The sequence below is a fragment of the Salinivibrio sp. ML290 genome (assembly GCF_001995695.1).
In the GTDB taxonomy this organism is placed as follows: domain Bacteria; phylum Pseudomonadota; class Gammaproteobacteria; order Enterobacterales; family Vibrionaceae; genus Salinivibrio; species Salinivibrio siamensis.
The window spans coordinates 41,691-60,534 of the sequence record NZ_MUEY01000018.1 but is presented as its reverse complement, the minus strand read 5'-3'; the positions used below and the strand labels follow the sequence as shown (position 1 = coordinate 60,534).

The 18,844-nt window shown below is 52.7% G+C and carries 16 protein-coding genes and 7 tRNA genes; 9 read left to right on the top strand and 14 right to left on the bottom strand.

Features of this window, described 5'->3' with window-relative positions; translation table 11 throughout:
* Positions 1-25 precede the first annotated feature (25 nt).
* The 4 genes from BZG23_RS14390 to BZG23_RS14375 all read left to right on the top strand — a co-directional run bounded on the left by BZG23_RS14390 (position 26) and on the right by BZG23_RS14375 (position 3,714).
* Entirely contained in the window at positions 26-304 is a 279-nt protein-coding gene (locus tag BZG23_RS14390; protein WP_046074877.1) for a YihD family protein, read from the top strand.
* Positions 305-479: 175 nt separating this feature from the next.
* Positions 480-1,907: a cytochrome c oxidase accessory protein CcoG gene (gene ccoG / locus BZG23_RS14385; protein ID WP_077607325.1), complete on the top strand. Its 1,428-nt coding sequence runs from the start codon at positions 480-482 to the stop codon at positions 1,905-1,907.
* Positions 1,908-1,993: 86 nt separating this feature from the next.
* Entirely contained in the window at positions 1,994-2,974 is a 981-nt protein-coding gene (locus BZG23_RS14380) for a serine/threonine protein kinase (protein WP_077607324.1), read from the top strand.
* Positions 2,975-3,144: 170 nt separating this feature from the next.
* On the top strand, positions 3,145-3,714 hold the full coding sequence (locus tag BZG23_RS14375; RefSeq protein ID WP_046074896.1) for a thiol:disulfide interchange protein DsbA/DsbL: 570 nt from the start codon (positions 3,145-3,147) through the stop codon (positions 3,712-3,714).
* On the opposite strand, the gene BZG23_RS14370 is transcribed toward BZG23_RS14375, so the two are convergent.
* Positions 3,715-5,238 carry a YifB family Mg chelatase-like AAA ATPase gene (locus tag BZG23_RS14370; protein ID WP_077607323.1) on the bottom strand — a complete coding sequence of 508 codons (1,524 nt, stop codon included), beginning with the start codon at positions 5,236-5,238 and terminating at the stop codon, positions 3,715-3,717.
* 489 nt (positions 5,239-5,727) lie between these two features.
* On the opposite strand from BZG23_RS14370, the gene ilvG reads away from it, so the two are divergent.
* From ilvG to ilvA, 5 genes are read left to right on the top strand one after another with little or no spacing between them, the layout of a single operon-like run.
* Positions 5,728-7,374 (top strand): acetolactate synthase 2 catalytic subunit, encoded by a 1,647-nt coding sequence (gene ilvG, locus BZG23_RS14365; protein WP_077579379.1) that lies wholly within the window; start codon positions 5,728-5,730, stop codon positions 7,372-7,374.
* Entirely contained in the window at positions 7,371-7,628 is a 258-nt protein-coding gene (gene ilvM, locus BZG23_RS14360) for an acetolactate synthase 2 small subunit (protein WP_046074872.1), read from the top strand. The genes ilvG and ilvM overlap by 4 nt, the downstream gene beginning before the upstream one ends.
* Before the next feature lie 18 nt (positions 7,629-7,646).
* Entirely contained in the window at positions 7,647-8,588 is a 942-nt protein-coding gene (gene ilvE, locus BZG23_RS14355; RefSeq protein WP_077579380.1) for a branched-chain-amino-acid transaminase, read from the top strand.
* A 17-nt stretch (positions 8,589-8,605) separates the two neighbouring features.
* Positions 8,606-10,447 carry a dihydroxy-acid dehydratase gene (ilvD, locus tag BZG23_RS14350; RefSeq protein WP_077607322.1) on the top strand — a complete coding sequence of 614 codons (1,842 nt, stop codon included), beginning with the start codon at positions 8,606-8,608 and terminating at the stop codon, positions 10,445-10,447.
* Positions 10,448-10,449: 2 nt separating this feature from the next.
* A complete protein-coding gene (gene ilvA / locus BZG23_RS14345) occupies positions 10,450-12,009 on the top strand; it encodes a threonine ammonia-lyase, biosynthetic (protein ID WP_077579382.1) in 1,560 nt (519 codons plus the stop codon).
* 38 nt (positions 12,010-12,047) lie between these two features.
* On the opposite strand, the gene BZG23_RS14340 is transcribed toward ilvA, so the two are convergent.
* The 13 genes from BZG23_RS14340 to BZG23_RS14280 form a co-directional block, all read right to left on the bottom strand.
* Entirely contained in the window at positions 12,048-12,419 is a 372-nt protein-coding gene (locus BZG23_RS14340; protein ID WP_046074868.1) for a helix-turn-helix domain-containing protein, read from the bottom strand.
* A gap of 186 nt (positions 12,420-12,605) precedes the next feature.
* The gene (locus BZG23_RS14335) at positions 12,606-12,977 is read right to left on the bottom strand and encodes a helix-turn-helix transcriptional regulator (RefSeq protein ID WP_021022741.1); all 372 of its coding nucleotides are present in this window, start codon (positions 12,975-12,977) and stop codon (positions 12,606-12,608) included.
* Between the two features lie 279 nt (positions 12,978-13,256).
* Entirely contained in the window at positions 13,257-15,095 is a 1,839-nt protein-coding gene (gene glmS / locus BZG23_RS14330; protein ID WP_077607321.1) for a glutamine--fructose-6-phosphate transaminase (isomerizing), read from the bottom strand.
* 21 nt (positions 15,096-15,116) lie between these two features.
* Positions 15,117-15,881 carry a DeoR/GlpR family DNA-binding transcription regulator gene (locus BZG23_RS14325; RefSeq protein ID WP_077579388.1) on the bottom strand — a complete coding sequence of 255 codons (765 nt, stop codon included), beginning with the start codon at positions 15,879-15,881 and terminating at the stop codon, positions 15,117-15,119.
* A 155-nt stretch (positions 15,882-16,036) separates the two neighbouring features.
* Positions 16,037-16,121, bottom strand: a tRNA-Leu gene (locus BZG23_RS14320).
* Between the two features lie 45 nt (positions 16,122-16,166).
* A tRNA-Leu gene (locus BZG23_RS14315) sits at positions 16,167-16,253 on the bottom strand.
* Positions 16,254-16,294: 41 nt separating this feature from the next.
* A tRNA-Met gene (locus BZG23_RS14310) sits at positions 16,295-16,371 on the bottom strand.
* A 9-nt stretch (positions 16,372-16,380) separates the two neighbouring features.
* Positions 16,381-16,455 (bottom strand) — tRNA-Gln (locus tag BZG23_RS14305).
* Positions 16,456-16,490: 35 nt separating this feature from the next.
* Positions 16,491-16,575, bottom strand: a tRNA-Leu gene (locus BZG23_RS14300).
* 42 nt (positions 16,576-16,617) lie between these two features.
* Positions 16,618-16,694: transfer RNA gene (locus tag BZG23_RS14295), tRNA-Arg, on the bottom strand.
* 2 nt (positions 16,695-16,696) lie between these two features.
* Positions 16,697-16,771 (bottom strand) — tRNA-Gln (locus BZG23_RS14290).
* A gap of 118 nt (positions 16,772-16,889) precedes the next feature.
* Positions 16,890-18,248 (bottom strand): bifunctional UDP-N-acetylglucosamine diphosphorylase/glucosamine-1-phosphate N-acetyltransferase GlmU, encoded by a 1,359-nt coding sequence (gene glmU / locus BZG23_RS14285; RefSeq protein WP_077607320.1) that lies wholly within the window; start codon positions 18,246-18,248, stop codon positions 16,890-16,892.
* Between the two features lie 155 nt (positions 18,249-18,403).
* Complete coding sequence (locus tag BZG23_RS14280) at positions 18,404-18,826, bottom strand: F0F1 ATP synthase subunit epsilon (protein ID WP_046074864.1); 423 nt, start codon at positions 18,824-18,826, stop codon at positions 18,404-18,406.
* Positions 18,827-18,844: the final 18 nt, after the last annotated feature.

Below are 18,844 nucleotides of genomic sequence, written 5' to 3'. Positions count from 1 at the left end.
TACGTGCCACACTGAGGACGCCCATATGCAATGCCACCGTATCAATGAGCTGCTCGACCTACTCAATCAATCTTGGCAAAAAACCCCTGACTGTTCTCTGATGCAAATGCTCATCCAGATCGCTGATGAAGCCGGTCATGGTCAGGATATCACCACACTGTCAGACGATACCTTGATCTATCAGCTTAAGATGCGACTAGAAGATACTGATGCCCCCATTCCTGGGCTAGCCAAAGATTGTGAAGACGATTTTAAAGCCGCGATTTTGCGCGCACGCGGGATCCCGCCTCAGCAATCGTCGTGAAAGCAGTCTGGCTAATCGTCTGTTATAGCTAGATTTCATTGAGTTTGTGGCTATGTTGCAAACTATGACTCTGGTAGCGTATTCAAGGAGTTCGCTGCGCTACAATCACAGGCAACAATGATAATCAGGGCCTGGCAACGCACCATGGACCCGTATCCCAAGGAAAGCCAATGTCATGAGCGATAAAAAAATCAACGTCAAAGACGTGACTGCAAAAGAGTACAACCCCAAAACTCACAAAGGGGCTGACGACCGTTTCAACCCAAGCAATCGTATTTATGTGCGTGCGGTAAAAGGCTATTACCAGCGTATGCGACGCTATATGGGCTGGTTTTTCATGCTGGTGTTCCTCGCCATTCCATGGCTCCCATACCAAGGACGCCAAGCCATCTTACTCGACATCGGTAATCAGAAATTTACCTTTTTTGGCACCACACTCTGGCCACAAGATCTTACCTTGCTGGCTGCACTATTGATGCTCGCGGCATTTGGCCTTTTCTTTATCACCACCTTTCTTGGCCGCGTGTGGTGTGGGTATTTATGCCCGCAAACCGTGTGGACCTTCTTATTTATTTGGTTTGAAGAAAAACTCGAAGGCGCCGCCAACAAGCGCCGCAAGCAAGACTCGTTAAAACTGACGCCTGAGCTAGCCGCGCGCAAAACCGCTAAACACGCGTCATGGTGGGCGATCTCCTTGATTACCGGGATGACCTTCGTTGGCTACTTTGTGCCAATGCGCGAGTTAGCTATCGATTTAGTCACCTTTGATACCAGCTTCTGGGTCGGTTTTTGGGTGATCTTCTTTGCCGCTTGTACTTATGGCAATGCAGGCTGGATGCGCTCGATTATGTGTATTCATATGTGCCCTTACGCACGCTTCCAGTCGGCGATGTTCGACAAAGACACCTTTATTGTCGGATATGATGCTAAGCGCGGCGAAAAACGCGGCCCTCGTCCTCGCAAAAAAGATCCGAAAGAGTTGGGACTCGGTGACTGCATTGACTGTAATTTGTGTGTGCAGGTCTGCCCAACAGGCATCGATATCCGTGACGGCTTGCAATACGAATGTATCAACTGTGGTGCCTGTATCGATGCTTGCGATGAAACCATGGATAGGATGGGCTATGAGCGTGGACTGATTAGCTACACCACCGAGCACAAACTAGAAGGCAAGAAAACCGCCGTGATGCGACCTAAGCTCCTTGGCTACGGGGTCGTCATGACCATCGTCACCGCGATGTTCATCTACTTAGCGATGTCAGTGATGCCCATGGAGCTGGATGTGATTCGAGACCGAAACCAGCTTTATCGCATCAATAACCAAGGGTTGGTGGAAAACACTTATACCTTAAAAATCCTCAATAAAACCCAATCGGATGAGACGTACCAACTGTCGGTGAATGGGCTGAACGATGTGGAATGGCATGGCCCGCAAACGGTCAATGTCCAAGCAGGGGAAGTGTTCTCATTACCCATCAGCCTCGCCGTTGATACCTATGAGATGGAACAGCGTATTGCCGATATCACTTTTGTGATGGAACGTGAGTCGGGTGAGGAGCAAAAAGTGGTCACGGCAGAGAGTCGGTTTATCACGGACCTCTAATCGTCATTTTAATCCACAATGAAAGGGCGCAGGCAGCGCCCTTTTTATTTGTTACCATGGCGTTTTGCCACACAAACGGAATGCTCATGACTGACCATGGCTTTGACTTTCATACACTAACGCCAGATGTTCAGTTAAATGCGATTGAGTCGGTGGGGATCTATCCCCAATCAGGCTTGCTTGCGCTGAACAGCTATGAAAACCGTGTTGCCCAATTTGTCGCTGATGATGGCCAGCGCTATGTGGTGAAGTTTTACCGTCCCGGGCGATGGTCTAACGCGCAAATTCTCGAAGAGCACGCATTCTGTCATGAGCTCGCCCAGGCCGATATTCCCGTGGTAGCCCCAATCTACCGCGAGGGTACGAGCCTGTTTACCGCCGAGGGGTTTCGCTTTGCGTTATTTCCCAGTGTCGGCGGCCGGGGTTTTGAAGTGGATAATTGGGATCAACTTGAGGCGGTCGGCCGTTACCTCGGCCGCCTACACCAAGTGGGCGCGGCGACCCCCTTCCAACAACGGGCAAAGTTTGATCTCGACAGTCATCTTTATCAACCTCGTCAGGTGTTAAATGAGGCAAATCTGATCCCAGAAGGCATTCAGGCAACCTTTTTCTCTGATCTTGACCGCTTAATTGACGCCATTGCCGCTCGCTGGCATACAAATTGGCCGGCGATCCGCTTGCACGGCGACTGCCACCCCAGCAACATTCTGTGGCGCGACGGTCCACTGTTTGTGGATTTTGACGACACGCGTAACGGCCCTGCGATTCAAGACTTGTGGCTGTTTTTAAACGGCAGTCGTGCCGATCAGCTCGCCCAACTCGATACCTTGGCAGAAGGTTATCGCGAATTTCGTGAATTTCCCGCCGATCAATTGCAACTGATCGAGCCGTTGCGTGGTCTGAGAATGGTGCACTATATGGCGTGGCTAGCAAAACGCTGGCAAGACCCGGCATTTCCACGTGCATTCCCTTGGTTTGCTGATGCAAAATACTGGGAAGGTCAGGTACTTGCATTTAAAGAACAACTTGCCACCTTAGAAGCGCCACCGCTTACGCTGTACCCGTAAGCGCTCAATCGATAACGGAGAGTCATTCAATCATGTTAAAGAAACTGTTTCCTGTGCTACTCATACTCGGCTTAACCGCCTGCTCTGAGCCTGAGAGCGTGACACAAACGTCATCACAAACCACGCAAACGGCAGAGTCTACCCAAACGCAGTCTGAATCCACCGCGCCTATGGAAGTGGCTGACGCTAAGCCGGGACGCTTTAAGGCAGGGGAAGACTACCAAGTGCTGGACACGCCAGCGACGGATACGCCCACAGTCACTGAGTTTTTCTCCTTCTACTGTCCTCACTGCTATCAATTTGAGCCACTGGTTCAACAGCTCAAACAGCAGGTGCCTGACAACGCCAAAGTGGTGAAAAATCACGTCTCCTTTATGGGCGGGGATATGGGCAGTGTCCTAACCCGTGCATACGCAACCGCCGTGGTACTGAATGCACAAGACACCATTATTCCAGTGATGTTCGATCGCATTCACGTGGCGCAAAACCCACCCAAATCATTGGCCGAGGTGCGCCAACTGTTCGTTGATAACGGCATTGATGGCCAAGAGTTTGATGGTGCTTACAACAGCTTTGCGGCCAACTCAATGGCGAAGCGCTTTGACCAATCGTTCGAAAAAGCGGGCCTGCGCGGCGTGCCTGCCGTGGTCGTGAACGGCAAGTATCATGTCACACCGAAAACCGTGGAAACCCCCGAAGAATACTTTCAGTTGATCAACTTCTTGCTTACCCAAAAGTAATTAGCTGACTTGGGCGTTGAGGTGGCGTAATAAGCCATCCATCGCCCGATACCCCAGCGCCTCAGCAAGGTGAGGACGCTGGATGGTGTCAACATCGGCCAAATCGGCAATGGTTCTCGCCACTTTAATGATCCTATGGTATGCCCGCACAGACAGTCCCAAACGATGCAGGGCTTGTTCTAAAAAAGCGGCATCGGTTTGAGCCAGTTGGCAATGTTGTTCCATTTCTCGATTGCTCAGCAACGCATTAACCTTACCTTGACGCGCCAACATCCTGGCTCGCGCCGCTTCAACTCGGGCTTTTACCACGACCGTTGACTCACCGCGCTCACCACCACTGGAGAGGCTCCCTCTTGGCAGTGCCGGAATATCAATCGACATATCAAACCTGTCCAATAATGGCCCAGACAAACGGGCTAGATAGCGCAAGGTTTGCTGTGGGTTTGAGCGCGCGAGCTCTCCTTCATGATGGCCTGTGGGGCTGGGGTTTAATGCGCCTATCAGCTGAAAGCGTGCGGGAAAGCGGGTTTTGCCATTGGCGCGGGAGATAATAATCTCCCCCGACTCTAGCGGCTCACGCAGGGCATCAAGCACCCGGCGCTCGAACTCTGGCATCTCATCGAGAAACAGCACCCCATGGTGAGACAAAGAGATCTCTCCCGGGCGCGGAACGGTGCCACCCCCAACCAATGCCGCCATCGAGCTTGAGTGGTGTGGACTACGAAACGGGCGCCGACGCCAGTTTCCTTCATGCAAAGGTTGCTGGGTCAACGACGTGACCGCGGCTGACGCTAATGCCTCTTCATCATTCATAGGCGGGAGCAAATCACACAACCGCGAGGCTAGCATGGTTTTTCCGGTTCCGGGCGGGCCAACAAAAAGCAGATTATGTGAACCACTGGCGGCGATCTCTAGCGCGCGTTTTCCTTGTTGTTGGCCAATAATGTCACGCAAACACCGTGTTGAGGGAGGTTCGGGGGCTTCTACCTGTGTCGCATTCAAACCGAGATTTTGTTGACCAATGAGGTGCTGCGCCACCGCAATCAGATCAGGCGCTGACACATGGCGCTCATTATCCACCAATGCCACCTGGCTGGCGTTATCATCTGGCACCACCAGTGCGCGCTGCGCTTTTTGACAGGCAAGCGCGGCGGGCAAGGCCCCTTTAACCGGCCGTAGCTGTCCGGACAAAGCCAACTCCCCCAAAAACTCGAATTCGTTGAGCCGCTTTTCCGGCAGCTGCCCAGATGCAACCAAGATCCCGAGCGCTATCGGCAAATCAAACCGTCCACCTTCTTTGGGTAAGTCAGCCGGTGCAAGGTTAACGGTGATCCGGCGTGATGGGAACTCAAAGTTCGACGTCACAATTGCACTTCTCACCCTGTCCCGCGCTTCTTTCACCGTGGTTTCAGGCAGCCCCACCAGCGCAAACCCAGGTAAACCGTTAGATATGTGTACTTCTACAGTCACATTCGGTGCTTGCACGCCCACACAGGCTCGACTGTGCACTATCGCTAATGCCATTTTCTCTCCGCGTTACCCTTGTTAACCACTATGAAACCCGACTCTTATAGTGCAGAGCCAATTTATGATTAAGAGTATTTTTTTCTTGTCATGCGAGTGAGGTCTGTGATACCACTACAAATGCACAACAATTAAACACAAGACTCGGCGACAGATCGGGTTCGTGACTGACCTGTAACAAGCAGGCGTAAACAAAAACACAATTAACAAAAAGCCCATAAAATGGGCTAACGACAAGAAAAGACAGACAAATGCTTAACTTCGCTATCGTCCTAATTATTCGCCTCATCGTGGTCATTATTCCGCGAGGGGTTTAGGTACGCGAAATACAGCAGCAACATCGCAACCAAGCCCCCGCAACCAACAGGTTCGGGGGCTTTTTTCATTCATGTGGCGACGCCACGCGACAACGGAAGCAACAATGATGGAGAGCGCAGAGACAGATCATTCGCCCGCCTGCCCTCCCCGTTCATACGGGGAGGGACAAGGATGACAGGTGCACAATGGGTTGTGGAAGCCTTACGTAAGCAAGGCGTTGAAACCGTATTTGGGTATCCAGGCGGCGCCATCATGCCTGTGTATGATGCCCTCTATGATGGTGGGGTTGAACATATTTTATGTCGCCACGAACAAGGGGCAGCGATGGCCGCCATCGGGTATGCCCGCGCCAGTGGCCGTCCTGGCGTCTGCCTGGCGACATCGGGACCGGGCGCCACTAACTTAGTCACCGGGCTTGCCGATGCGATGATGGACTCGGTGCCCGTAGTCGCGATCACCGGCCAGGTCGCCAGCCCACTAATAGGGACGGATGCGTTCCAAGAGATTGATGTCCTCGGCTTATCTCTCGCCTGCACCAAACACAGTTTTCTGGTCACCGATCCGGCCGAGCTTACGACGACTTTAGCGCAGGCATTCGAAATAGCACAATCAGGCCGTCCTGGCCCGGTATTGGTGGATATCGCTAAAGATGTGCAACAAGCACTGATCCCAAACACTGAGGCTCAGGTTCATGTTTCACATACTGCCCCTGTCGATAGCCAAGCACTCGAAAAGGCCAATGCGCTTATTCGTACCAGTGAGCGCCCTATGGTTTACCTCGGTGGCGGTGTGGTATTAGGAAAAGCCACCGAGGCGTTACGCGATTACTTGGCACGCAGTCAGCTCCCAGTGGTCAGCACACTAAAAGGCTTGGGCACGGTTGAATCAAACTATCCGCATTACCTTGGGATGCTCGGTATGCATGGCACCAAAGCGGCGAACCTCGCGGTGCAGGCGTCCGACTTACTGATTGTGGTTGGCGCACGTTTCGATGACCGGGTGACCGGCAAGCTCGATACCTTCGCCCCTCATGCCAACGTGGTGCACCTTGATATTGATGCGGCCGAAATCAACAAACTGCGCCGCGCGCAAGCACCGGTTTGCGCCCCACTCAATCAAGTACTCCCTGCACTCGCCTGCCCTGACACGTCACCGGCATGGCGGGAACAAATTACCGAATGGCAGACCTCGCACGCGTGGCGCTACGACCACCCTGGCGAGGCCATCTATGCACCCGCCTTGCTCAAAAGCTTGTCCGATAGCATGCCCGCAAGCACAGTCGTTGCCACCGATGTGGGCCAACATCAAATGTGGGTCGCGCAACATGTTCGTCCCTCTCAACCCGAGAATCTGCTGACCTCGGCGGGGCTAGGCACCATGGGATTTGGCTTGCCTGCCGCAATGGGCGCCAAAGTAGCTCGTCCCGAGGATGAAGTGGTACTGGTGTCCGGAGATGGCTCATTCATGATGAACGTCCAAGAGCTCGGTACGCTCAAGCGTCGCGGCATCGGGGTAAAGATCATCCTGCTGGATAACCAGCGTTTGGGCATGGTGCGTCAATGGCAACAATTGTTTTTCGAGCAACGTTACAGTGAAACCGACCTGTCTGATAACCCGGATTTTCTCACCCTGGCGCGCGCCTTTGATATTCCTGGGCACAGTATCCAGCGTAAAGATGAGGTCGAGGACGCACTCAACACCTTGATGACACATCAAGGTCCTTATTTGCTGCATGTTGCCATTGATGAAATGGAAAATGTATGGCCGCTGGTACCACCCGGCGCGGCAAACCAACAAATGATGGAGCAAGACTTATGATGCAACACCAGTTTTCTATTCATGCGACCCACAGCCCTGAACTGCTCGAGCGTGTTTTGCGTGTGATCCGTCATCGCGGTTTTACGGTTTGCCAGTTCAACATGTCTTTGCCCGCGGACAACGGCCACGTCATTTTTGATGTCACCGTCGAAAGCCAAAGAGCGATCGAGACCTTGCGACCACAACTGACTAAGCTATGGGATGTGGCTGAGGTCATGATGTCCTCATCCCAGCAACAATCCCTACGCGCATAACCAAAAAGGAAGAAAAGAATGTCGACAAATACCGCTGATTACATTTGGTCTAACGGTGAAATGATCGCTTGGCAGGATGCCACCGTGCACGTACTCACGCACGCCATGCACTACGGCACCTCAGTGTTTGAAGGGATCCGCTGCTATGACACACCGAACGGCCCAGTGGTGTTTCGCCATCGCGAGCACATGCAGCGCTTAAAAGATTCTGCCAAAATTTACCGTTTTCCCATCCCCTACAGCGTCGATGCACTCATGGAAGCGTGCCGTGAAACCTTGCGCGTCAATCAGCTACGTTCCGCATATATTCGCCCGCTTGGCTTTGTGGGCAACGTAGGCTTAGGGGTCTGCCCGCCACCTGATACACAAATGGATATCATCATCGCCGCCTTTAGCTGGGGGAGCTACTTAGGGGAAGAAGCGCTCGCCCAAGGGGTGGATGCCATGGTGTCGAGCTGGAACCGAGCGGCACCCAATACCATTCCGACTGCGGCCAAAGCCGGCGGGAACTACTTATCTTCTCTGTTGGTAGGTGGTGAAGCCCGTCGTCATGGCTATGCCGAAGGCATTGCCTTGGATGTCCGCGGCTACCTGTCCGAAGGGGCCGGTGAAAACCTCTTTATTATTAAAAACGGCGTGATTAGCACTCCCCCGGCTACCAGCGCCATTTTACCGGGGCTCACGCGTGACGCCATCATCACGCTGGCGAAAGAGAAAGGACTCACCATTTGCGAAGAGCCGATTGCGCGTGAAGCACTGTACCTGGCCGATGAAGTCTTTATGACGGGTACCGCGGCAGAAATTGTGCCTGTGCGTAGCGTCGATCAGATCACCGTCGGTGAGGGTCAACGTGGCCCGATCACCGCCTCACTACAGCAAGCCTTCTTTGGCTTGTTTGATGGTACCACCGAAGACAAATGGGGCTGGCTTGACCCGGTTTACCCAGACCAGAGCGCATAAGGCAAAGGAGTCGTAATATGCCAACCTATCGTTCCAAAACTACTACCCACGGTCGCAACATGGCTGGCGCGCGTGCATTGTGGCGCGCTACCGGCGTAAAAGATGATGATTTCGGCAAACCGATTATCGCCGTCGTCAACTCATTTACCCAGTTTGTGCCAGGCCATGTCCATCTCAAAGACATGGGTCAGCTGGTCGCCAAGGAAATCGAAAAAGCAGGCGGCATCGCCAAAGAGTTCAATACCATCGCTGTCGATGATGGTATCGCCATGGGTCATGGTGGCATGCTGTACTCACTGCCTTCCCGTGAGATTATCGCAGACTCGGTCGAGTATATGGTCAATGCCCATTGTGCCGATGCCATGGTCTGTATTTCTAACTGTGACAAAATCACCCCGGGCATGTTGATGGCCTCGATGCGCCTCAATGTCCCGGTGATTTTTGTCTCCGGTGGCCCAATGGAGGCCGGCAAAACCAAGCTGTCCGATCAGATCCTAAAACTCGATCTGGTCGATGCCATGATGCAAGGTGCCAACCCAGATGTGTCCGATGAACAAAGCGAGCAAATTGAGCGCTCCGCGTGTCCCACTTGTGGTTCGTGCTCTGGCATGTTTACCGCCAACTCGATGAACTGTCTCACCGAAGCGCTGGGGCTGAGTCAGCCAGGTAATGGGTCGATGCTCGCCACCCATGCTGACCGTGAGCAGCTATTCATCAACGCCGGTAAACGGATTGTTGCGCTGACTAAGCGCTATTATGAGCAAGACGATGACAGCATCCTGCCGCGTAATATCGCCAACCGCGCCTCGTTTGAAAACGCGATGGCGCTGGATATTGCCATGGGTGGTTCTACCAATACAGTCTTGCACCTACTGGCGGCTGCGCAAGAAGGCGACGTCCATTTCGATATGGATGATATTGATCGGATGTCACGCCAAGTGCCTCACCTTTGCAAAGTGGCGCCATCGACGCAGCAATATCACATGGAAGATGTGCACCGTGCTGGCGGGGTGATGGGGATCCTCGGTGAGCTTCAGCGCGCTAACCTGCTCAACGTCGAGCAACAAACCGTACTGGGCGTGAGCCTCAAAGAGCAACTGGCGCAATATGACATTGTACAAACCGATGATGAAGCGATTAAAGCCTTCTATCGCGCCGGGCCAGCGGGCATTCGTACCACCCAAGCCTTCTCGCAAAACTGTCGCTGGGACACCCTGGATGATGATCGCCAATCAGGCTGTATCCGCGCCCATGAACATGCCTTTAGCCAAGATGGTGGCTTAGCCGTGCTACAAGGCAACATCGCGCTCAATGGCTGTATCGTCAAAACCGCTGGGGTCGATGAGAGTATTCTGACCTTCGAGGGGCCCGCTGTGGTGTTTGAAAGTCAAGACCACGCGGTGGAAGCCATCCTCGGTGGTGAAGTCAAAGCCGGTGATGTGGTGGTGATCCGTTACGAAGGGCCGAAAGGGGGACCAGGCATGCAAGAAATGCTCTATCCCACCACCTACCTAAAATCGATGGGATTGGGCAAATCCTGCGCGCTGCTCACCGATGGGCGCTTCTCTGGCGGAACCTCTGGGCTATCCATTGGTCATGTGTCTCCCGAGGCAGCGAACGGCGGCACCATCGCGTTAGTGGAAAACGGTGATCGTATTCGTATTGATATCCCCACCCGCGAAATCAGTCTGCTGGTGGACGAAGCGACACTGGCCACCCGCCGCGCAGACGTGAACGCTCGCGGTTGGAAACCCAAAGACCGTCAACGTCAGGTGTCTTACGCGTTAAAAGCCTATGCCAGCCTCGCCACCAGCGCCGATAAAGGTGCGGTGCGCGATCGTAGTAAATTGGAGGAATAAGCATGCAACAGGCGCAACCCTCAACTGCACAACCGATGGACGGTGCTGATTACCTTAGGGATATCTTGCGCGCGCCTGTTTATGAAGTGGCGATTACCTCGCCTCTTCAAACCATGAAGCGCTTATCTGAGCGCTTCAATAATCAGGTACAGCTCAAGCGTGAAGATCGCCAACCCGTCCACTCGTTTAAATTACGCGGCGCGCATAACATGATGGCACAGCTCACCGAGGCGCAAAAAAAAGCCGGTGTGATTGCGGCATCGGCGGGTAACCATGCACAAGGCGTTGCCTTATCAGGTAGCCGTCTTGGGGTGAAGGCGACCATCGTCATGCCCCGTACAACGCCAGCCATCAAGGTCGACGCGGTACGCGGCTTTGGCGGCCATGTGGTACTGCACGGCAATAATTTCGATGAAGCCAAAGGCATGGCACAACAGCTCGCCGACGAACATGGCTACACCTTTGTGCCACCTTTTGATCATCCCCAAGTGATTGCCGGACAAGGCACTATTGGCTTGGAGCTTGTGCAACAAAATGGTCACCTCGATTATATTTTTCTGCCCGTTGGAGGCGGGGGCATCGCTGCGGGTGTGGCCGTCCTTATCAAACAACTGATGCCCAACATCAAAGTTATCGGGGTAGAAGCGGAGGACTCCGCCTGTCTGCGTGCGGCGTTAGATGCTGGCTTCCCCGTGACCCTTGATCGCGTGGGCACCTTTGCCGACGGTGTAGCAGTGAAACGCATAGGCGATGAGTCTTTCCGGCTTTGTCAGCAGTACTTAGATGACAGCATCACCGTATCGAGTGACGCTATCTGTGCGGCCGTGCAAGACATCTTTGAGGACACGCGGGCTATCTCCGAGCCCTCTGGCGCCTTGGCATTAGCCGGCCTGAAGCAATACGTGGAAAAACACCAACTCAAAGATAAACAGCTTGCGACCGTGTTGTCTGGTGCCAATACCAATTTCCATTCGCTGCGCTACGTCTCTGAGCGCGCGGAACTGGGTGAGAAACGTGAAGGCTTACTGGCTGTCACCATCCCAGAGCAAACCGGTGCCTTTTTCAATTTTTGTCAGATATTGGGCGATCGCGCCGTCACCGAATTCAATTATCGGTATGGCGATGATCATCTCGCCAATATCTTCGTCGGTGTCAGATTACTCGGCGGGCAAGAAGAGTTGGACAATATCTTGCGCGATTTGCGCCAAGCCGGCTATCCGGTCGAAGATTTGTCCGATGATGAAATGGCTAAGGTGCATGTGCGCTATATGATTGGTGGTCGACCATTGGCCAACCTCAGTGAACGGCTTTACAGTTTTGAGTTTCCTGAATACCCGGGAGCATTGCTGCACTTTTTGCAAACCTTGGGCACCCATTGGAACATTAGCCTGTTCAATTATCGTAACCATGGGTCTGACTACGGTCGCGTACTGTGCGGCTTTGAAATTGGCGACAAAGACTTGCTCGCCTTTACAGCCCATTTGCGTGAGCTCGGGTATGGCTGGAAAGACGAGACATCGAACCCGGCTTATCGTTTTTTCCTGTCAAAAACCACCGATTAACCCATAACAAAAAGCCCGACATTAATGTCGGGCTTGGTTTATTCGTCTGGCGGCTCTGGAGCCAATGTGACCACATATTCGGCGATCGATAGGGCGTTATCCATCACCGTCTGTCGTGCCATTTGCGGGAGCTGACTCAGCAAGCTCGTCAATGCGGCTAAATCATCACGGTGAGAGAACGCAATGTCTCGCTCGTCCGTTTCGCCATGCACGAACCAATTAAAGGGACGGCCGGTAATATCGGCAATCATGACCAGCGCGAGGATTTTCGGATCCGTCTTCCCCGACTCCATATCCAAATAGGTCTGGCGCGCGACATTCAAACGCTTCGCCATGTCTACTTGGGTTATTTTACTAAATTCCCGTGCTTCACGGATCCGTTGCGCCATGCGCGCGGTCGAAATCACCATGGTTCATGCCTCATTTCTGCTACCCGAGCTGTATTAAACACAGCCCGTCACAACACCAACCCTGCATTATGCATGGCTCGGCAGGCGTATCATGGTGGCGCACACCGATAGTGTGACACTACGCTTTTGATGCCTACCTCAGTAAGCAAGCACTTACCCGCATATCTAGTCGAGCAGGCAGTACTTTTATGCGCGCTGGGCCGCTTTAGAATAGTTCACCAAGAACGAAGCCATGTTCACGCTTTGGTTTAAGATCGCAGTACGGGCTTCGTGCGGTAAGCGAGAGAAATGCTCAAGCAGGCGATTCACGTCTTGCTTATACTGAACATCGTGCATTTCGACATCTTCGTCACCGTAGACAAACCATACCAATGGGCGCTCAGTCAGCTCAGCAATGTTAGACAGCATACGAACACGCGGCTCTGTCTTGCCATTTTCGATATCCAAGTAGGTTTGGCGGGCCACATTAAGCAACTTAGCCATTTTTACTTGGGTGATGCCTTTCCACTCACGCGCTTCTTTGATGCGTTTTGCTACTTGGGTTTTAGAGTCAATCATTGCTTCCTCTCTATAACTGGTCGATGTTAGTCGTTATACCCTGAGTATGCACAATGTAGGCCAAGTTATTAGGCACTTATAAAAACCATAAAAATCAATTATTTAAAACACAGAATGACATTCTGTTTGATTTTCCAGACGCTATGCCTGAGATTAAGTGCAAAATGATTTGCATTTTGCAACAAAACCTATGCAGATCGCATTTTTGTAGAAAGAGGACAGTAATTGATAAAAGATCAACCACGCTCCTGGTCAGAGCGTGGTGATTATTGGGCAGGATTACTCAACCGTCACCGCTTTGGCGAGGTTTCGGGGCTGGTCAACGTCAGTGCCCTTGATTAAGGCTACATGATAAGACAATTGCTGCATCGGCACCGTGTAGAACACGGGGGCGATAATCTCATCAGCATGCGGCATCGCGATAATATTCATTCCCTCCTCGTGTGTGAACCCCGCATCTTGGTCGGCAAACACATAGAGCTGGCCACCGCGGGCACGCACTTCTTCAATGTTTGATTTCAGCTTTTCCAGCAGCTCGTTATTGGGGGCAATCACAATCACTGGCATATCCGCATCAATCAGCGCCAATGGGCCATGTTTAAGCTCACCCGCCGCATAGGCTTCCGCATGAATGTACGAGATCTCTTTTAGCTTGAGCGCGGCTTCAACGGCAATCGGGTAATATTCACCACGTCCCAAAAATAGCGCATGATGCTTGTCGGCAAAGTCTTGGGCAAGTTGCTCAATCGCCTTATCAAAGGTCAGCGCCTGCTCGATACTCGAAGGCAGGTGATGCAAGGCATCGACAATCTCACGTTCTTTATCACGACCAATCGACCCTTGCATTTTGCCCAGCGCGGTGACCAGCATCAGCAGAGCAGACAGCTGGGTGGTAAAGGCCTTGGTCGATGCCACGCCTATTTCTGTCCCTGCTCGGGTCATAAAGGCGAGATCCGACTCTCGTACCAATGAGGAGCCCGCAACGTTACAAATCGCCATAGTAGCCATATAACCACGCTCCTTGGCTAAGCGCAGCGCCGCCAGCGTATCGGCCGTTTCGCCAGACTGTGACAAGGTGATCAGCACGCTATTTGGGCGAGTGACAAACTGGCGATAGCGAAACTCCGAGGCAATCTCCACATCACAACTGACCCCTGCCAGCGACTCAAACCAATAACGCGCCACCATGCCCGCATTATACGAGGTGCCACAAGCGATAATTTGAATGTGCTGCGCTTTGGCGAGGATATCACTGGCCCCATTGCCAATTGCCTCGACAATCACATGATCGCTGCCCAAGCGGCCTTCCATGGTATTGGTGAGTGCCGTTGGCTGCTCATAAATCTCTTTTTGCATATAGTGGCGATATTGGCCTTTGTCCGCCGCATCGTATTGAGCGCTGGCTTCATGCACCTCACGTTCCACCGGTGTGCCTTCTTGATTATAAATGGTCACTTCGCGGCGAGAGATATCGGCCACATCGCCTTCTTCGAGATAGATGAAACGACGCGTGACATTGAGCAGCGCCAACTGATCAGAGGCGAGAAAGTTTTCGCCAATCCCCAAACCAATCACTAGTGGGCTTCCCGAACGCGCAGCAATCAAGCGCTCAGGCTGAGTTTTATCCATCACCACAGTACCGTAAGCGCCCTCGAGCTGGGTGACTGTACGTTGGAATGCTTCGAGCAAATCAGAGGTTTGCTTAAGCTCCCAATCAACCAAATGCGCAATCACTTCAGTATCGGTTTGTGAATGGAATTGATAGCCTCGCGCTTGCAGCTGTTCACGCAGCATTTGGTGGTTTTCAATAATGCCATTGTGTACCACTGCAATCGTCTCGCCAGACATATGTGGGTGGGCATTCACTTCACTGGGCTCGCCATGGGTGGCCCAACGTGTGTGTGCGATACCGGTACCACCGGTAGGATTCGTCTCGGTCACCGCATCTGACAACGCGGCCACTTTACCAAGACGACGCACACGTGTGAGCTGCCCGGTTGCCGAATCAGTGATCGCGACCCCGGCCGAGTCATAACCGCGATACTCAAGGCGACGCAGCCCCTCTACTAAAATCTCGGCGACATCACGCTGCGCGACCGCCCCTACAATTCCACACATAGTCTTTCCTTACTGGTCTTATTACTGGTCAGCACAGATCACATCTGTGCCGGTTTGTTCTATGGCGTGTTTAAGATCATCGTCAAGCGAACTGTCGGTGATCAGGGTATCGATGCTTGACCACGCAAGCTCTAGATTGGGGATCCGACGGCCAATTTTTTCCGACTCAATCATCACCACCACTTCTCGTGCGACCTCCGCCATCACCCGCGTCAGGCCCGTCATTTCGTTAAAGGTCGTGGTACCCCGTGCCACATCAATGCCATCGGCACCGACAAAAAGCTGATCAAAGTCGTACGCTCGCAAGGTTTGTTCGGCCACTTGGCCTTGAAACGATTCAGAATGGGTGTCCCAGGTGCCCCCAGTCATCAATAGAGTTGGCTCATGTTCCAGTTCACGTATCGCGTTGGCGACCTGTAGCGAATTGGTCATTACCACAAGACCACGCTTCTTATTCAGTAAAGGGATCAAAGCGGCCGTGGTGGTACCACTGTCGACCACAATCCGGTTATGGTCACGAATGCGCGCAGCGGCCGCATCGGCAATACTTTGCTTTTGTTTCGATACCTTGACCGCCTGCTCCGACACCATTTCTTGTGGCACGGGGACTGCTCCGCCATAACGGCGCAGTAACAAGCCATTCTTCTCAAGCTCCGCCAAGTCTTTACGGATCGTCACTTCTGAGGTTTCAAAGCGTTGCGAGAGTGCATCAACACTCACTTGGCCTTGCTCGGTCAATAAACTGACGATGGTATGGCGACGTTGTTGGGTATTTCGTTTCGACATATAACAACCAAAGTTTCGATTCGAAACTTATGGTAGAGCAAACAAAACAAAGATCAAGATAACGCGGCTAAAAGTGTGGCAAAACAAAGAAGAGGAGGGTTCAGCGTAGGGCAATAACGAAAAAAGCCCACCAGCAAATGCTGATGGGCTTGATATGGTGCGGAAGGAGAGACTTGAACTCTCACACCTTGCGGCGCCAGAACCTAAATCTGGTGCGTCTACCAATTCCGCCACTTCCGCAAATTTGTATGATAGATCGGCGGGCGGGCCGAGTATCAATTGTCTTGGTGCGGGGGGAGGGACTTGAACCCTCACGTCCTTTCGGACACTAGCACCTGAAGCTAGCGCGTCTACCAATTCCGCCACCGCCGCAAATCGGTGCGATTTACTGCGTTAGCAACAAATCGGAATAATGGTGGCTACGACGGGATTCGAACCTGTGACCCCATCATTATGAGTGATGTGCTCTAACCAACTGAGCTACGTAGCCAACCTAAAGTGGCTGGGGTACCAGGATTCGAACCTGGGAATGACGAGATCAAAACCCGTTGCCTTACCGCTTGGCGATACCCCAATTTTCATGCCGCTAAATGCCACATGTTTAAATAATGGTGCGGAAGGAGAGACTTGAACTCTCACACCTTGCGGCGCCAGAACCTAAATCTGGTGCGTCTACCAATTCCGCCACTTCCGCATTCCAAGTTGTTCATCTGACTTCATGGTAGCTGAAGAAAGATGGCGCGTCCGGGAGGATTCGAACCTCCGACCGCCTGGTTCGTAGCCAGGTACTCTATCCAGCTGAGCTACGGACGCGTTGGCTGGGGTACCAGGATTCGAACCTGGGAATGACGAGATCAAAACCCGTTGCCTTACCGCTTGGCGATACCCCAACTGAGGCGCGCATAATAGGCTGGTTTTTATCGGGAGTCAATACCTGATTTTACCAACCGCACAACTTTTCGCCTTTCAAGCTAAAAAGCCGCCTGTGCGCGCTCAACCATCAGTATTCTACTTTTTTTTCGGCCGTTGCCAAGCCTCAATTGTCCTTGGTTTAGCACGAGTGATGATAAGTTGACCATCGGCGACATCTTTGCTGATGGTGCTGCCAGCCCCAACGGTCACCCCTTCGCCGATCACCACAGGTGCCACCAGCTGAGAGTCCGAACCAATAAAGGCGTTATCTTTAATCACGGTTTTATGTTTATTGGCACCATCGTAATTACAGGTGATCACGCCGGCACCAATGTTCACGCCGCGGCCAACCTCGGTATCACCCAGGTAAGTCAGATGATTGGCTTTCGAGCCTTCGCCTAAGCGAGACTTTTTCATCTCGACAAAGTTGCCCACGTGGGCATCGCGCGCCATCTCGGCGCCCGGACGCAGCCGTGTGAACGGACCAACGGTACAATCCTCACCGACGCTAGCCCCTTCTATCACGCTATACGGACGTACCAATGTATTATCATCAACCTCACAATCAATCAGTACGCTCCCGGCCCCGATGGTCACGTTATCCCCTAAGGTGACATTGCCTTCGATGATCACGTTAGCGTCGATGGTGACATCCTGCCCGCATTGCAGCTGGCCACGCAAGTCAAAACGCGCAGGGTCTTTGAGCATCACACCACTGAGTAATAGCTGTTCAGCCTGCATTTTTTGGTATTCGCGCTCAAGGCGTGAAAGCTGCAGGCGGTTATTCACCCCTTCCACTTCCACCGCATTCACAGGGTGAACCGCTTGAATCGAGCGGCCTTGTTGATGTGCCAGCGCAATCACATCGGTGAGATAAAACTCGCCTTGCGCGTTGTGGTTATCAAGTTGCGATAACCAATGCCGCAAGTCACGTCCGGTGGCCACCAGCACACCGGTATTAATTTCAGTGATGGCAAGCTGGCTGTCAGTCGCGTCTTTTTGCTCAACAATCGCCACCACTTCCCCGTTTTCACGGACAATACGGCCGTAGCCAGTCGGATCGTCCTGATGCACAGTTAATAGACCAATCCCACCTTCAGGCTGCCCTTCGAGCAAACGCGAGAGGGTTTGCTCTGAAATCAAAGGGACATCGCCGTAGAGCACCAATACTTGCTCATCATCCGCGAATTGCGGCGCCGCTTGTTGCACGGCATGGCCGGTGCCCAATTGATCCGCTTGCAAGCACCAGTTCACCGGTGAGTGCGCTAAAACGCGCTGCATAGTATCGCCACCATGGCCATAAACCAAATGGATTTGCGAAGCGCCGAGGCCATGGCAAGTGTCAATAACGTGCTCAACCATAGGCTTACCCGCCAAGGTATGAAGCACCTTAGGGGTTTGTGAATACATGCGCGTGCCCTTACCGGCCGCGAGAATAACTGCACTGTATTGCATAGTCTTTCCGTGATAAAAGAGAAGGTTGTCTATTAAGTTGCCCTTAGTGTAACGCGTTTTAGGTGTCGCGCGAATCGCAGACTACAAGGTGGTCTTTGCAGGCAATAAAAAAGCGACGCCGAAGCGTCGCTTTTATTCTCACCGTAAGTGCCTGATTAACGCTTGTGCTTGGTCAGCTCGATCACTCGAAGCTTCGCAATCGCCTTAGCCAGGTCACTGGCCGCTTGAGCAAAGTCGACGTCTTTATGCTGATTGTGGATTTTATCCTCAGCGCGGCGCTTCGCTTCTTCCGCCTTAGCTTGGTCCAGTTCTTCACCACGAATTGCGGTGTCAGCCAGCACAGTCACTGTGCCAGGCTGCACTTCAAGCGTGCCACCAGAAAGATAAATAATCTCTTCGCTACCGCCTTGTTTGACGATGCGAACCATGCCAGGCGTGATAGCGGTCAGCAGCGGTGTGTGTCCTGCGTGAATACCCAGTTCACCTTCGCTACCGGTCACCTGAATATGCTCAGCACGACCAGAGAACAATTGTCGCTCTGCACTGACCACATCCAGATGGAAGGTTATCGCTGCCATATCGCCTCCTACTCAAGC